At 65.9% G+C, this 12,774-nt stretch carries 19 protein-coding genes; 5 read left to right on the forward strand and 14 right to left on the reverse strand.

Translation table 11 applies throughout. From position 1 onward, the window contains the following. Positions 1 to 29: 29 nt before the first annotated feature. Genes ACT6SE_RS10390 through ACT6SE_RS10400 form a run of 3 tightly spaced genes read right to left on the reverse strand, consistent with a single transcriptional unit; the run spans position 30 to position 1,988 of the window. Positions 30 to 764 carry a DNA-formamidopyrimidine glycosylase family protein gene (locus ACT6SE_RS10390; protein WP_046430675.1) on the reverse strand — a complete coding sequence of 245 codons (735 nt, stop codon included), beginning with the start codon at positions 762 to 764 and terminating at the stop codon, positions 30 to 32. Continuing rightward, positions 757 to 1,524, reverse strand: a complete 768-nt coding sequence (locus tag ACT6SE_RS10395; RefSeq protein ID WP_046430677.1) for a DUF72 domain-containing protein — start codon at positions 1,522 to 1,524, stop codon at positions 757 to 759. Before ACT6SE_RS10395 ends, ACT6SE_RS10390 begins: the two co-directional genes overlap by 8 nt. Then, complete coding sequence (locus ACT6SE_RS10400) at positions 1,521 to 1,988, reverse strand: BLUF domain-containing protein (protein WP_046430679.1); 468 nt, start codon at positions 1,986 to 1,988, stop codon at positions 1,521 to 1,523. Before ACT6SE_RS10400 ends, ACT6SE_RS10395 begins: the two co-directional genes overlap by 4 nt. 303 nt (positions 1,989 to 2,291) lie before the next feature. On the opposite strand from ACT6SE_RS10400, the gene ACT6SE_RS10405 reads away from it, so the two are divergent. Beyond that, a complete protein-coding gene (locus ACT6SE_RS10405; protein ID WP_046430680.1) occupies positions 2,292 to 2,615 on the forward strand; it encodes a KGG domain-containing protein in 324 nt (107 codons plus the stop codon). Between the two features lie 100 nt (positions 2,616 to 2,715). On the opposite strand, the gene ACT6SE_RS10410 is transcribed toward ACT6SE_RS10405, so the two are convergent. The 3 genes from ACT6SE_RS10410 to ACT6SE_RS10420 form a co-directional block, all read right to left on the reverse strand. Next, the gene (locus ACT6SE_RS10410; RefSeq protein ID WP_046430681.1) at positions 2,716 to 3,624 is read right to left on the reverse strand and encodes a manganese catalase family protein; all 909 of its coding nucleotides are present in this window, start codon (positions 3,622 to 3,624) and stop codon (positions 2,716 to 2,718) included. Positions 3,625 to 3,660: 36 nt separating this feature from the next. Then, positions 3,661 to 4,182 (reverse strand): ferritin-like domain-containing protein, encoded by a 522-nt coding sequence (locus ACT6SE_RS10415; protein WP_046430683.1) that lies wholly within the window; start codon positions 4,180 to 4,182, stop codon positions 3,661 to 3,663. Positions 4,183 to 4,341: 159 nt separating this feature from the next. Then, entirely contained in the window at positions 4,342 to 4,686 is a 345-nt protein-coding gene (locus ACT6SE_RS10420; RefSeq protein WP_100450505.1) for a hypothetical protein, read from the reverse strand. Between the two features lie 207 nt (positions 4,687 to 4,893). On the opposite strand from ACT6SE_RS10420, the gene ACT6SE_RS10425 reads away from it, so the two are divergent. Beyond that, positions 4,894 to 5,286 (forward strand): response regulator, encoded by a 393-nt coding sequence (locus tag ACT6SE_RS10425; protein WP_014647178.1) that lies wholly within the window; start codon positions 4,894 to 4,896, stop codon positions 5,284 to 5,286. 16 nt (positions 5,287 to 5,302) lie between these two features. Here the strand turns inward: ACT6SE_RS10425 and ACT6SE_RS10430 are convergent, their stop codons facing one another. The 8 genes from ACT6SE_RS10430 to ACT6SE_RS10465 form a co-directional block, all read right to left on the reverse strand. Further along, entirely contained in the window at positions 5,303 to 5,701 is a 399-nt protein-coding gene (locus ACT6SE_RS10430) for a BLUF domain-containing protein (protein WP_046430707.1), read from the reverse strand. A gap of 135 nt (positions 5,702 to 5,836) precedes the next feature. Further along, on the reverse strand, positions 5,837 to 6,265 hold the full coding sequence (locus ACT6SE_RS10435; RefSeq protein ID WP_046430709.1) for a BLUF domain-containing protein: 429 nt from the start codon (positions 6,263 to 6,265) through the stop codon (positions 5,837 to 5,839). Between the two features lie 83 nt (positions 6,266 to 6,348). Then, positions 6,349 to 7,074 (reverse strand): glycosyltransferase, encoded by a 726-nt coding sequence (locus ACT6SE_RS10440; protein ID WP_046430710.1) that lies wholly within the window; start codon positions 7,072 to 7,074, stop codon positions 6,349 to 6,351. Next, positions 7,071 to 7,658, reverse strand: a complete 588-nt coding sequence (locus ACT6SE_RS10445; RefSeq protein WP_046430711.1) for an SAM-dependent methyltransferase — start codon at positions 7,656 to 7,658, stop codon at positions 7,071 to 7,073. Before ACT6SE_RS10445 ends, ACT6SE_RS10440 begins: the two co-directional genes overlap by 4 nt. Further along, positions 7,655 to 8,413 (reverse strand): PIG-L deacetylase family protein, encoded by a 759-nt coding sequence (locus tag ACT6SE_RS10450; protein ID WP_014647183.1) that lies wholly within the window; start codon positions 8,411 to 8,413, stop codon positions 7,655 to 7,657. The genes ACT6SE_RS10445 and ACT6SE_RS10450 overlap by 4 nt, the downstream gene beginning before the upstream one ends. Further along, positions 8,401 to 9,342: an acyl-CoA dehydrogenase gene (locus ACT6SE_RS10455; protein ID WP_088375225.1), complete on the reverse strand. Its 942-nt coding sequence runs from the start codon at positions 9,340 to 9,342 to the stop codon at positions 8,401 to 8,403. The genes ACT6SE_RS10450 and ACT6SE_RS10455 overlap by 13 nt, the downstream gene beginning before the upstream one ends. Positions 9,343 to 9,444: 102 nt before the next feature. After that, entirely contained in the window at positions 9,445 to 9,948 is a 504-nt protein-coding gene (locus ACT6SE_RS10460) for a hypothetical protein (protein ID WP_046430713.1), read from the reverse strand. Positions 9,949 to 9,958: 10 nt separating this feature from the next. Continuing rightward, positions 9,959 to 11,122, reverse strand: a complete 1,164-nt coding sequence (locus ACT6SE_RS10465) for a zinc-dependent alcohol dehydrogenase (protein WP_046430714.1) — start codon at positions 11,120 to 11,122, stop codon at positions 9,959 to 9,961. A gap of 148 nt (positions 11,123 to 11,270) precedes the next feature. On the opposite strand from ACT6SE_RS10465, the gene ACT6SE_RS10470 reads away from it, so the two are divergent. From ACT6SE_RS10470 to ACT6SE_RS10480, 3 genes are all read left to right on the forward strand, one after another. Then, positions 11,271 to 11,459: a hypothetical protein gene (locus tag ACT6SE_RS10470; RefSeq protein ID WP_046430715.1), complete on the forward strand. Its 189-nt coding sequence runs from the start codon at positions 11,271 to 11,273 to the stop codon at positions 11,457 to 11,459. Between the two features lie 100 nt (positions 11,460 to 11,559). After that, positions 11,560 to 12,198 (forward strand): DUF6766 family protein, encoded by a 639-nt coding sequence (locus ACT6SE_RS10475; protein ID WP_046430717.1) that lies wholly within the window; start codon positions 11,560 to 11,562, stop codon positions 12,196 to 12,198. A gap of 3 nt (positions 12,199 to 12,201) precedes the next feature. Beyond that, the gene (locus ACT6SE_RS10480) at positions 12,202 to 12,771 is read left to right on the forward strand and encodes a cysteine hydrolase family protein (protein WP_046430718.1); all 570 of its coding nucleotides are present in this window, start codon (positions 12,202 to 12,204) and stop codon (positions 12,769 to 12,771) included. Positions 12,772 to 12,774 lie beyond the last annotated feature (3 nt).

Raw genomic sequence — 12,774 nt, forward strand, 5'->3', positions numbered from 1 at the left:
ATGCCGCTCGGCCGCCATGGAAGGCGGCCTCAGGGTGGGTAGAGCACCTGATCCTTTTGGCAGAAGAACGTGCGTCGCCGCGTCGTACCCATGTACAGCTTGCTGACCGGGCCACCGCAGAGCGGACACACCTTGCGCGTATGCACCTGCCAGTGCTTCTTCAATTCGAAGCGCCGTTTCCATTCCAGGAAGTCGAAGCTGTAGGCACTGGCCTGGTTGATCAGGGCGGTGAGCTTGCGCGGTGGCAGGTCGCCCAGTCGCGTGGCTGGATGCACGCGGATGCGGAACAGCACCTCGTTCTTGATGATGTTGCCGACGCCGGCGAAGATCGTCTGGTCCAGAAGCGCATCACAGACCAGGGTGTCCGGCAGTGCCTTCAGCTTGCGCCGGGCCAGTTTTGGATCCCAGGCGTCGTTCATCACGTCCGCCCGCCAGTCGTAGACGTCGTCCAACGGCTGGTCGATCAGCCGGACGGAACACGCATAGAAATTCAGTTCCCCGTTTTCGAATGCCAGCGACACCCGTGCAGGAACTGGCTTCCGTTCGTCGATGCGCCAGCTGCCGAACATCATCAGATGGATGCGCAGCGTGTGGTGGCTGAACTCCAGCAGGAAGTGCTTGCCCCAGCTGCGAACCGCCTTGACCCTGCGTCCCTGCAGCGGTGACAGGTCGATGCGGCTGTTGCCGGAGACGCCGCGCACGACGTGACCCTTGAAGCGGCTGGCGGCTTCGCGCAGCAGGACAATGGACGGGCCCTCAGGCATGCGCGTTCTCCTGCAGCAGTGCCTGCAGGTGCAGGGCGTTGCCGGTCGCGTGGCCCAGCGCGGTGTTGTCCAGTACGCACCAGGCGCGGCGCTGCGCAGCGGCTTCACGCTGCAGGTGCTGGGCCAGCCCCGCCAGCGCCTGTTCGCTGTAGGGGCTGCGATAGATCTGCGGCTGCCCGTGCCAGCGCCAGTAGCTCCACGTGCGGTCACCGCCCGGGACAGCTGCTGCCGGTACCCGGGCCGGGTCAGCCGCGACCCGTGCGATGCCATGGTCGCTCAGCAGCGTATCGACGTCCGCAGTGAACCAACTGGGATGGCGCGGTTCGCAGGCGACATCAACCGAGGTGCGTGCGCGCAGTCCGTGCAGGAATGCCTTTACGGTTGCCGGCTCATACGCCAGGCTGGGCGGCAGCTGGAGCAGCAGCGGCCCCAGCCTGTCCCCCAGCGCGATCACGCCATCAAGGAACAGCGCCAGCGGCTGCATCGCATCGCGCAGCCGGCGTTCATGGCTGATCACGCGCGGCAGTTTCACCGCGAAGCGGAAACCCGCGGGCACGCTCGCCGCCCATCGGGCGTAGGTCGCCGCCTGGTGGGGGCGGTAGAACGAGGAATTGATCTCGACCATCGGCAGGCGGGTGGCATAGCGCTGCAGTACGCTGTCGCCTGCGCCGAACGCCGCCTGCGCCGCGCGCGACAGCGACCAGCCTGCGCAGCCGATCCGTACATGTCCTGGCGTGCCCGGGGCGGCGCCTGCGCTCATCGTGCTACCGGTCCGTCCGGCTCCAGCAACCGGCCATCGCCGGCGCCTGGCGGCGCCTGCGCCACCGATTGCAGTCGATCAAGCGCACTGGTGCCAGGAGCGAGCGCGGAGGCGCTGCGCACGAAGCCGGTCCAGTCAGAGATCGCGATCTTTCCCAGCGCCAGCTCATCCACGCGCACGCTGTGCATGCGCCAGTGCGGGAACTGCCGCCGCCCCACCCTGCCCCGGTTGAGTTCGACCAGACCGTTGTGGCTGTCGGCCGCCAGGATGCGGGTGTACGCCGCGCTGACACCGGACTCCGGGCCTTCGAGATATTGCAGGAAGCGCGTGCCGTCGAACAGGAGGACGCCGGTCACATCAACCGACTCGTTGAACAGCATCGCGTCCGCGACAAGCTGCTGCAGCCGTTCTGCAGTCAGGTTTCGGGTGGCTTCACTTACATATGCAATGGCACGAAGAGGCATGACAGCACCGGGTTGTTGCAGATGGCTCTACCTTAGCGGTGCGGATCAAACGCGCGGTGACACCGGCGTGGAGGCGGCGTTGAACCTGTACGTGCCAACGCCGCGCTGCGTTGACACCCGGCTCGAGCACCACGACCGGCATGCCGTGTCTTCCGCCGATGGATTTGCTTTCGTGGAGAATGCATGAGGAAGCGCGTGCCTGCGCATGACATCACGTTGGCGGTGGTGCCACCGCCGTCTAGCGGCGGATCTGGAAGATGGTCGCTGCCGCCAATCGGGCGGCTCACTCCAAGGAGACTCTCCATGGCCAACCAGAACCAGAACCAGGGCAGCAGCAACCGCGGCTTCGCTTCGATGGACGAAGACAAGCAGCGCGAGATCGCCGCCAAGGGCGGCCGCGCCGCGCATGAGTCGGGCAACGCCCATGAATTCAGCTCTGAAGAAGCGCGCGAAGCCGGTCGCAAGGGCGGCGAAGCGGTGAGCCAGGATCGCCAGCACATGGCCGACATCGGCCGCGAAGGCGGCCAGAACAGCCATGGCGGCGGCAACCAGGGTGGCAACCAGGGCGGTCGGCAGCAACAGCAGGAACGTGGCGGCAACAACAACCGCGGTGGCCAGCAGCGTTGATCGAGACTGACCGGTTGCACCCCATGTGGGCGGACAGCGTGTCCGCCCACTTTTTTTCACGCGAAACGTGGGGCGGAGGCCCGCCCCGGCCTGTCCCGCGTCAAGGCTCCCGTGGCGGCAGGTCGAGCGCACCGGCGCCCGGCCCGGCGCCCAGTTCGGCACCGGTTGTCGGCCGTGCTTCGGGATCGGAAAGCGTTCGCAGGGTCATGGCCTGCACCGCCGCCTGCTCGCGTGGGTCCAGGCCCACCGTGGCGCTGCCGTCACCGCCGTCCACAGCGGCCTGGGCCTCGCGGTCGCTGACCCGCTCCCACAGCTCGCCGCTGTTCCAGCTGCCCAGCAGGTCATCGGCGCCGTCGCCCTGCGACATGTCCATGTACAGGTCGGTAAAGGCGGGGTCACCCGGCTGCTTGCCCGGCGGGAAGTTGGGCTGGATGCTGTGCAATGCCTTTTCGAAGGACTTCTGGTGGGCGATTTCGCGCGTCATCAGGAAGCGCAGTGCGTCCTTGATGCCTGGATCATCGGTCACCGTGATCAGTCGTTCGTAGACCAGCTTGGCGCGGGCTTCGGCGGCGATGTTCGAGCGCAGGTCGGCGGTGGGCTCCCCGATCGAATCAACGTAGGCCGCCGTCCACGGCACCCCGCTGGAATTGACCAGCGCCGGGCCGCCCCCATACAGGATCTGTTCGGTATGGCTGGTGCTGTTCTGGCCCAGCAGGCGCATGTCCTCGGCTTCGGCAAGACCCTCGGACTGGATGGCCTTCGGGCCGCGGTTGAGCATGGCGATGATGGTGCCGATGATCTCCAGGTGGCTGATCTCTTCGGTGGCAATGTCCATCAGCAGGTCCTTGCGGCCCGGATCGCATTCACCGAGTCCCTGGGTGAAGTAACGCATTGCAGCCGCCAGTTCGCCTTGGGGACCGCCAAACTGTTCCAGCATGAGGCTGGCAAGCTGCGGGTTGGATTCGCGCACGCGCACGGTGTACATCAGCTTCCTGTGGTGGAAGAACATGGGACTGTCTCCTGTATATGGCAGGCGGGATCGGGATCAACGCTTGGCTTGGGCGCCAGGCGTTTCGTCACGGTTGAGGAAGGCGCCGACCAGGCTGTCCTGATGCTCTTCCAGCCAGCGCGCCATGGCGATCTCTTCCTGCAGGATCTGGCCGCACACGGCCGCGATATCCGGCGCGGCGGCTCGCTCGGCCGCGATCACCAGTGCCCGGTAGGTGGCGATCTCGGTGTTCTCGAAGCCAAAGGAGATGCCGATGCTCTTGACGACCTCGTCCTCCATCAGGGTGTTGCCGGCAGCGTGGATCGCTGCGGTCATGCTCGCGAACAGCCCCTTGGCGGTGGGCACGCTTCCGCCGAGCGCTTCAATGCACTCGCGCAGGGAGGCGGCCTGCTGCTGCGTCTCCAGTACGTGCTGGCCGATGCGTGCGGCAAGATGGGGATAGTTCTGGATGCGCGAAGCCATGGCCTTCATCATGGTCTCCGCCTCCTGCTCCATGGCGTAGGCATCCTGCAGCCATTTCAGCAGGCGCTCGCTGCGGACGGTGTTCTGGTCTGCCATCATGGTCTCCGGTAGTGGGGCGACATGCCTCCGGAGACCATGGTGGCGAGGCAGCAATCACTGCCCCGTCGGCCGGCGTGAGCCGGCGGGCGTGCGCGCTGCACCTGGCGCTGATGCGGTCATAACATCCGCTGTTGCGTGGCAACGCCTGCCGCGAACTCAGGCGGGCATCGCGCCGGACACTACAGCGCTGCCGGCGTCGCGACGGGGGCTTGCTGCGGGTGCGCGCGCGCCTGCGGACGCCTTCAACGCCTGGATCACCCGGTGCTGCGCACGGTGCGCGCCCCCTTCCACGCCCACGACGTAGACAAAGCGGCCATCGAACTTGGCCTGGGCACCCTCCAGCACGTCATCCTCCTGCAGGGCGCGCTTGAGCGACTTCATCCATGCCCGTTCGGGGGTGCGATCCAGCTCCACGACGATCGCAGCGCCGCCGCAATCCAGGGACATGCACTCCACGCGCAATGCGCAGGGGGCGGTGGGGTCGGTGGCGGATCGAGGCATGGTCATGGCTCCAGTGCTGGGGGACGGCGGCAGTATCCATGGCCGCCGCCAACGCGCCGTCAAAAAAGGCGCACCGCCTTCCACGCCGCATCGACGGCATGGAGCACCTGCGCGGGGCGGCTTCGCGCTGGGCTGACACGGCCCACGCGCGCCGTTGATGCAATACAGCACACACTGCAGTTCCCAAGGCAACACAGGCATGCGCGCATGCAATCGGAAATGGACCAGCGCAGGTGCAACCTGCTGCTGGTTGAAGACCAGCTCGACCTGGCTGCACTGATGGAACAGGCGCTGGAAGACGGCGGCGGCCGGGTGACCCACGCCTACAGCGTGTTCGATGCGCTGGGGCTGCTGGATACGCAACGTTTCGATGGCGCGGTTCTGGATGTGGAGCTCCGCGATGGCGTGGTGTTCCCGGTGGCCGATCGACTGGCGGAACTCGGCATTCCCTACCTGTTCGTCTCTGCGGTCTATGACCAGCTGGTGCCGCTGCGCCACCGCCGCGCAACCTTTGTGGCCAAGCCGTTCCACATCGACCAGTTGCAGGAAGCCGTCCAGCAGGTCGTGGGAGACGCCTGCGCGCCCCCTGCCACGCATTGAGCGGCAGACGCTGGGATTACGCCAGGTGTGGGGCTACCACCTGCCCCAGCTGGCGCAGCGCACCACCGCGGGAGAGCCCGCTCCAGTTGCCACGAGCGACGCTGCGGATGTCGGCAGGGTCGGTCCAGAGCAGCCGCATCGACCAATAGGGAAAGAACCGGCCGGACACCCTGCCCCGGCCCAGCTCAAGCAGTTCGCAATGGCTGCGGGCACCGAGGATGCGGCTGTACACCACGTTGATGCTGTCTTCCGGTCCCTCGATGTACTGGAGGAAGCGGTGCCCATCGTAAAGAAGCACACCCGTCACGCCTGCTTCGAAGTTGAAGCGGGCAGCGGCCCTGGCGAGGTCGTCCACATGGTCCATGGAAAGCCCCGGTATCGCCTCACTTGCGTAAGCGATTGCGCGGAGGGGCACGTTGATTCCTTCTGACGCAGGAAGTGTCCTGCCCTTCCATGATGCTGCCCTTGCCGTAGAGCCAAATGAGGCGGTTCACAACCTGCCTCGCTCCATCCTCTCCCCTGCGGCACACTGCAGTAACAGGTATCCGGCTCAGGCGGCCTTTGCGTAGGGCTCGACAATCAGCAGCAGCTTGTCCATCGCCGTGGCATCGGCCTGTCCGGTCGCTGCCCGCTGGATGAAGCTGGTCCAGTCGGCACGGGCGATCTCGCGCAGCTCATCTGCAGTGACGGACAGGCAACGCATGGGCCAGAACGGCAGCCGCCGCTGGCCGACACGACCCCGCGCAAGTTCGATCAGGTGGATGTGACTGCTGGCGACGGCGACACGGGAGAAGGCCACATCCAGTCCATCGGCAGGGCCCTCCATGTACTGCAGGAAGCGTTCGCCGTCGAACAGCAGCACCCCGGTCACCCCTGCGCCCCGATTGAAGCGCGCGGCATCGTCCATCAGCGCTTTCAGAAGTTCCGGCGAGAATCCACTGACGGCCTCGCTGACGTAGGCGATGGCTCGATTCGGCATGGTGCCACTCCTGCTCTCCCAGCGCTTCACTCTAGGACGGGCATCGTGGCGAAACCGTAAACGCCAGCCGGGAAGACATCACATCATGCCCAATTCAGCGTGGTTTCCGAGGCGCTTCCAGGTACCGCCATCCGCCGATCTGCCGCCGTGGCGGGGCGCGCACCCTCCATTCCGGCCAGGTAGGCCGAGAACCCTCCGGTCGCGCGTCCCACCAGGCGGGCACTGGTCATGACGATGGGAGCGCCAGCCCACCTTACGTCAGCGCCGAGGCGTTGCAGCCTCCTCACCAGTGCAACATCCTCTCCACAGCGCAGGGGAGCAAATCCCCCTGCCGCCAGATAGGCCTGGGCGGAGACGCCGAAATTGGCACCGTGGATGCGCCCATGATCGTCGCCCCACTGCTGCCGTTTCTGGAACGCGCGTCGCAGGCGCTTCTCCGTCCTGGAGGTGGTTGCTATGTCCACCAGTCCGCAGAAGGCGTCGCACCGGCCCTCAAGCTGGGCAACCAGCCATTCGGGAGGTACCTCGCTGTCGGCATCGGTGCTCGCCAGCCATCTCGCACCGCGTCCGAGCAGCTCAGCGGCGGCCGCTGCCCTGGCAACGCCGACGCAGCGTGCTTCCAGGCGCACCGTATCGACCCGCTGCTGCTGGCAGATGGACGCGGTGGCATCCGAGCAGCTGTCCAGTGCAACCACCACCTGCACTGCTTCGCCGTGCAGCCCGGGATGCAGGGCTGCCCTTCGGATCGATTGCAGGCAGCGCTCCACGCTGGCTGCCTCGTCATGGGCCGGAACCAGGATGCCGATCATCGCAGGCCCTCGTTGCGGGCCAGCGATAGTGCGCTGCGCGTCCAGCCCTGCAGCACGAAGTCCGCATCACGATAGTGGAAGGCTTCGTGCAGGCCTTGGCCAAGGCACCGATGCACGACGTCGGTGCGACTTGCGCGCCCATGGAACGAAGGCAACCAATGGCAGGCGACCAGCAGTCCGTCGTCGCGAAGGGCCGAATCGATGCCGGCGCGCAGCTCGTGCAGCGCTGCTGCACCCAGGTAGTAGCCCATTTCCCCGCAGACGATCAGGTCGAAGCGGCCCGGCGGCCATTGCTCGGGATGGCTGGCGCAATGGACCTGCACATGCGGCAGGTGGGCCAGATTGCGGCGGGCCCGGAACGCTGCGCGTGGGCTGATGTCGGTGGCCAGCAGGCGCTCGCAGCGGGCGGCCAAGGCCTCGGTCAGCACGCCGTTGGAGCATCCCAGCTCCCAGCCCCGAGTGAACTGGCGCTGGCTCAGGCTGGCCAGCAGCAGCGCACGCTTGCGTTCTTCATACCACCGGCTGCGATAGCCGAAGGGATCCTCCTGCTCATGCAGTTCATCGAAGTACGGTTGCGCGCTCATGCCAGGAATACCTCGTAGTTCCGGAAGAATCGGGTCAGTACATGTGCGGGCAGCACCGGCGGGCTGTTCAGTTCCGGCACCTCGCCGGTCTGGGTCCGGAAGTGCGCGATGGCGTTTCGTTTTGCGGCAGCCACTGCTGAAATGTCGATCAGCCTGGGAACCTCCCACGCCATATGTGCGCAGGCGGGGTCAAGCCAGTGCCAGCCCCACACCGGGTACTCCAGGCGTCGGCAGCCCACTGCCCGCACCGCCCTGCAGGCAGCACGCCCTGCGGCTTCATGATCGGGATGCCCATCAAAGCGCCAGGGTGCCAGGACCAGGTCGCTCGGCTGGAGGTGCTGCTGCAGCCAGTCTTCCAGGCCCTGTTCGTGCGCACTGACCGCGCCGTCGGCGATGCCGAGATGAAACGCGGATCCAGGCCGGATACCGAGTTCGCCCAGCGCTGCGGCAAGCTCGGCGCGTCGCGCCGAGCGCAGGCGTTCTGGCGTCCACCAGTGCTCGTCCGGATAGCACGCTTCGCCATCGGTCACGGCGACGACGCGTACCTCCATGCCCTGCTCCGCAGCGTGACGGAGCAGTCCACCACAGCCGAGGATCTCGTCGTCTGGATGGGGTGCGACCACCACGACGCGATCATGGCCGGCGCACAGGGCATTGGCCGATGTTGCCGGCCGCTGCCACAGCCAATCGCAGCGCAGCCATGCCTGCTCCTGCGTTCCTTCCCCCTGCAGGGGTGTCCTGGCTACAGCGCCCATGTCGCCTCCTGGCTCGCCCGCTGGCCGCCCAGCCATTCCCAATCGCGATCTGCGTGGTTCTGCCGAAGGAACACGGTCAGGTCCGCGCAGCGACGGGCGTGGGCATCCTCCAGGCACATCGGCGCCGGGCCCAATGCGCGCCCCGCCAGATCCAGGACACGCGTCGCCGCGCGCTCGACCACGCAGCGCAGGCGCACGACCTCTTCGCGATGCGCCAATTCCGGCGCGGCGTCGATGCGTGCCGCCACTTCGCGAAGCAGCGCCGCCGCCGGGCCCAAGGCGAGGTCCACTTCACCCAGTAATCGCGCGCGATTCCCCTCGCTGCAGGCTGGCCGCATGCGCTCGGCCAAGGCGGCCGCCGCGCCGAACCAGACTGCCGCGATGCCCGCACCGCCGTGCCAGAAACCCGGTCGCTGCAGGTACTCATCGCGCGTTCCCAGAAGCGCCATCGGTGCGCCGTCGAACCGCACCGTGGTGGACGGAACGCCGGCCATGCCAACGGCCGGCCAGGGCTCATCTGCAAGCGTGCGCCAGTGTTTCGCCGCGACCTGGCACAGCCACACGCCCTGCGCGTTGCGGACGGTTACCAATGCCGCATCCACCCACGCGCTGCCGGAACACCAGGGCTTGTCACCATGGAGCTGGCCGTGGGCATCGAAGCGGAGGGTGTTGGCTGGACCTTCCGCGGCCCAGACCGCCAGTAGCTGGCCTTCAGCCAGGGCGGGCGCGTTCAGTTCGGCGATGATCGCTTGGGCGTCGTAGTGCGCCTCAAGCACTTTGGCCAGGCACAGGTCTTCCGCCCCCCATGCCGCCAGCGCCTGCCACCGCCGCAGCGTGCGGCCGCTTCCGGGCAATGGCAGGTCGGGCCGCTGGACCACTAACTCGCGAGCGCGGCCCTCCAGCGGGGATGGCGACGTCACATGCTGCATGAAGGAGCCTGAAATGGAGAGACATGTCGAACGTAGGCGGCAAGCGGTCACATCGCTGTCTGGGAGGCGTAGCCGGCGCATGAATTCTCTGCGCGATGATCCTCACGCGCTCGCTTGCCTGCGCTGCCGTCGTGCGCGCAGGCACTGCAGCAGCTCCCACAACCATGGCAGCACGACCACGCCCAGCGCCGGCAGCAGGACCAGCCACCAGACGCCCGGTGCTGCAGGCTTCACTTCGAGCGACCACCGGGGGTGGACCTGCCAGCCCACCCAGCCCAGCAGGACCCACGGCGCGGCATCGAGCACGCTGTGCACATGCTGCTCTGCCGGGCTGATGCGTCGTCTGCCGTCCGCGCTGACGGTGTCGAAGTAGCCGGCGATTGCGTGCGCGAGGACCAGAAGTGCCAGAAACGTGACGAGCGACAGCGTGTTTTCCAGCAGGAGCCATGCGAGCACTCCGCTGCCGATCAGCAGCAACTGCACCCCATGCAACAGGCTTTCGCGCATCGCGGAGGTGTGTGGAAGGTCGGTCCGCCGGTGAAAATGGAAGTCCAGCCAGCCGGCAGCCAGCCACAGTGCGTAGACACCGGCGCCAATCGCGCTCATGGCAGCATGCTCAGGGTGTCAGCACGATCTTGCGGCAGTCGTCATCCTTGGCATCGAATATCGCGTAGCCCTGCGCAGCGTCGGCCAGCCGCATCCGGTGCGAGATGATGTCACCCGGATCCAGCTTTCCTTCCATGATTGCGTCGAGAAGTTCCGGCATCAGTCCCTGCACATGGGTCTGGCCCATCTTGAATGTCAGTCCTTTGTCGAACGCATCACCCAGCAGAAAACCATGGATGAAGCCGGCATAGACGCCTGGAATGCTGACCACGCCGCCACGGCGCGTTGCCGCGATGCATTGCCGTATCGCCACGCCACTGCTGCCTTCCAGCTTTACAGCGGTCAACGCTGACTCCAGCGCACTGCCCTCGGCCTCGAAGCCTACGGCCTCGATGCAGGCGTCTACGCCCCGCCCACTGGTCTGGGCAAGGATGTAATCGGCCGGGTCTTCTATCTCCTTGAAGTCGATGGGGGTCACGCCGTAAGCACGGCGTGCATAGTCCAGGCGGTAACGAAGGTGGTCGACCATGAAGATGGTCTCTGCTCCCAGCAGCCGGCAACAGGCCGCGCTCATCAACCCAACCGGACCGGCGCCGAAGATGGCCACCGTCGAGCCGGGCTTCACACCCGCGTTCAGCGCGGCCTGATAGCCGGTCGGGAGAATGTCAGACAGGAACAGCACCTGCTCATCGGCCACGCCTTCCGGAATGCGCAACGGGCCCACGTTGGCCTTCGGCACGCGTACGAATTCGGCTTGGCCACCGGCTACGCCGCCATACAGATGGCTGTATCCGAACAAAGCAGCTGGAGGCAGCAGCCCTTTCTGGTTCAGCGCCGCGCCCTTGCCAGCATTGGTGGTCTCGCATGCGGCATATTCGGCCAGCCTGCAGTGGAAACACTCGCCACAGGCGATCACGAAGGGAATCACCACGCGATCGCCCGGCTTCACCTGGGTCACGCCGCTGCCGACCTCTTCCACCACGCCCATGAATTCGTGGCCCAGTACATCGCCATCGTGCAGATCAGGAATCTTGCCGCGGTAGAGGTGCAGGTCTGAACCGCAGATGGCGGTGGCGGTCACCCGCAGTATCAGATCGTCATCCGCCGCCAGTACCGGGTCGGGCACAGTCTCGACGCGCACATCCCTGCGGCCGTGATAGGTCAATGCCTGCATCGTGCTGCTCCAGGAGCTCGGGCCTTCAGCATCGCAAGGCCGCCATCCGGCTGCAGTGACATCCCGGTGTGCGCGGCGTTCATTCTGCAGCGTCGTGGCGTTAACCCGGCGCGGCGCAGGCTTCACTCTCTCGCCGCAGGAGCTGCCCATGAACGACAAACTGCCCTTCAATCCAACGACGGATGTGGACGATCAGTCAAAGGCGAACACGCCGGACAAACGGCGCAATGATCGAGCCAGATGGAAGGAGCACGACATGCCCGACGACGGCGATGGCCCCAAGGCGGTACCGGAGGACTACGAGCGCCCTGATCCCGATCCGACGGGGAAGCGTTGAGTCCGCCTCACATTCCGGATGCGCAGCAATCACGAGGCATGGCCCTTTGCCCACGCAAGCTTCATGGACGATCTTTGGAACAGCCTGAACGAGGTCTTGCATGTGGAAACGCAACGGTCTCTCACTGGTGCTGCTTGCGCTCACGTTGGCGTTCATTGTGGGGCAGGCAGTTGCGGGGCATCACGTGCACAACCAGGAACTGGTCGAGCACGGACGCATGCCGATCGATTTCTCGCACTACCTGGCTACCGGGCACTTCGTCAGCGCTACGTTCGAGAACTGGGAGAGCGAATTCCTGCAGATGGGGATGTACGTTCTGCTGACGGTCAGCCTGCGCCAGCGCGGTTCGGCCGAATCGCGGCCGCTGGACCCCGCGCAGGAACAGAATCGCATCGAACCCGGCCGCACGCCCTGGCCGGTCAGGCGCGGTGGCCTGTGGAAGGTTCTTTACGGTCATTCGCTGGCGATTGCGTTCGGGCTGTTGTTCCTGTTCAGCTTTACGCTGCATGCATTGGGAAGCTGGCGCGCCGAGGAGGCCGAACAGCAGTTGAAGGGATTGCCGCCACCAGGCTTTGTGGAGCACCTCGCCAGCAGCACATTCTGGTTCGAATCCATGCAGAACTGGCAAAGCGAGTTCCTGGCCGTGCTGTCTCTGGTGGTGCTGACGATCTTCCTGCGCCAGAAAGATTCGCCGCAGTCCAAGCCGGTCGAGGCGCCGCATACCCAGACAGGAGATTGAACCATGGCAGATGATCCGTCGACGGCCTTGCTGATCATCGACATGTTCAGCCGTTTCGATTTCCCGGGCGCGCAGGAGCTGGCGCCCGCGGCAGAGCGGGCGGCCCGGCAGATCCGGCGCCTGAGGGATCACTTCGACGAACGCGGGTGGCCGGTCATCTACGCCAATGACAATTTCTCGGATTGGAAGCGCGATTTCCGCCAGCAGGTGGAACAGTGCCGGCGCGACGGCGGTCCGGCGGGACGAATTGCCAGCCTTCTCTCGCCCTTGCCCGGTCATTACTTCGTGCTCAAGCCCAAGCACTCGGCGTTCCTGGCCAGTCCCTTGCCGATTCTGCTGGCCAAATTGGGCGTGCGCCGCCTGTGCCTGAGTGGCATGACGGGCGATTCGTGCGTTCTGGCCACCGCGCTGGATGCCAACGCCAGAGAGTTCGACGTCGTGCTGGCATCGGAGGTCGTGGCGGGGCTGCCATCCCGGAAGCGGCGCGCACTGGCGCTGCTGGCTGATTCGGGTGCAGCCCGGATCGCGCGGCTTTCTTCGCTTGTCTCTGGGCAGGAAGCAGGAGGGCGCTGAAGG

The organism is Stenotrophomonas sp. LC732 (assembly GCF_052446685.1).
Taxonomy (GTDB): domain Bacteria; phylum Pseudomonadota; class Gammaproteobacteria; order Xanthomonadales; family Xanthomonadaceae; genus Stenotrophomonas; species Stenotrophomonas muris.

Coding starts and splice junctions, on each gene's coding strand:
- ACT6SE_RS10465 (WP_046430714.1), bottom strand. CDS start 11,122: ATGCAGGCATTGACCTATCACGGCCGCAGGGATGTGCGCGTCGAGACT.
- ACT6SE_RS10475 (WP_046430717.1), top strand. CDS start 11,560: ATGTGGAAACGCAACGGTCTCTCACTGGTGCTGCTTGCGCTCACGTTG.
- ACT6SE_RS10440 (WP_046430710.1), bottom strand. CDS start 7,074: ATGATCGGCATCCTGGTTCCGGCCCATGACGAGGCAGCCAGCGTGGAG.
- ACT6SE_RS10420 (WP_100450505.1), bottom strand. CDS start 4,686: ATGCCTCGATCCGCCACCGACCCCACCGCCCCCTGCGCATTGCGCGTG.
- ACT6SE_RS10450 (WP_014647183.1), bottom strand. CDS start 8,413: ATGGGCGCTGTAGCCAGGACACCCCTGCAGGGGGAAGGAACGCAGGAG.
- ACT6SE_RS10445 (WP_046430711.1), bottom strand. CDS start 7,658: ATGAGCGCGCAACCGTACTTCGATGAACTGCATGAGCAGGAGGATCCC.
- ACT6SE_RS10455 (WP_088375225.1), bottom strand. CDS start 9,342: ATGCAGCATGTGACGTCGCCATCCCCGCTGGAGGGCCGCGCTCGCGAG.
- ACT6SE_RS10405 (WP_046430680.1), top strand. CDS start 2,292: ATGGCCAACCAGAACCAGAACCAGGGCAGCAGCAACCGCGGCTTCGCT.
- ACT6SE_RS10480 (WP_046430718.1), top strand. CDS start 12,202: ATGGCAGATGATCCGTCGACGGCCTTGCTGATCATCGACATGTTCAGC.
- ACT6SE_RS10460 (WP_046430713.1), bottom strand. CDS start 9,948: ATGAGCGCGATTGGCGCCGGTGTCTACGCACTGTGGCTGGCTGCCGGC.
- ACT6SE_RS10470 (WP_046430715.1), top strand. CDS start 11,271: ATGAACGACAAACTGCCCTTCAATCCAACGACGGATGTGGACGATCAG.
- ACT6SE_RS10390 (WP_046430675.1), bottom strand. CDS start 764: ATGCCTGAGGGCCCGTCCATTGTCCTGCTGCGCGAAGCCGCCAGCCGC.
- ACT6SE_RS10400 (WP_046430679.1), bottom strand. CDS start 1,988: ATGCCTCTTCGTGCCATTGCATATGTAAGTGAAGCCACCCGAAACCTG.
- ACT6SE_RS10395 (WP_046430677.1), bottom strand. CDS start 1,524: ATGAGCGCAGGCGCCGCCCCGGGCACGCCAGGACATGTACGGATCGGC.
- ACT6SE_RS10410 (WP_046430681.1), bottom strand. CDS start 3,624: ATGTTCTTCCACCACAGGAAGCTGATGTACACCGTGCGCGTGCGCGAA.
- ACT6SE_RS10415 (WP_046430683.1), bottom strand. CDS start 4,182: ATGGCAGACCAGAACACCGTCCGCAGCGAGCGCCTGCTGAAATGGCTG.
- ACT6SE_RS10425 (WP_014647178.1), top strand. CDS start 4,894: ATGCAATCGGAAATGGACCAGCGCAGGTGCAACCTGCTGCTGGTTGAA.
- ACT6SE_RS10435 (WP_046430709.1), bottom strand. CDS start 6,265: ATGCCGAATCGAGCCATCGCCTACGTCAGCGAGGCCGTCAGTGGATTC.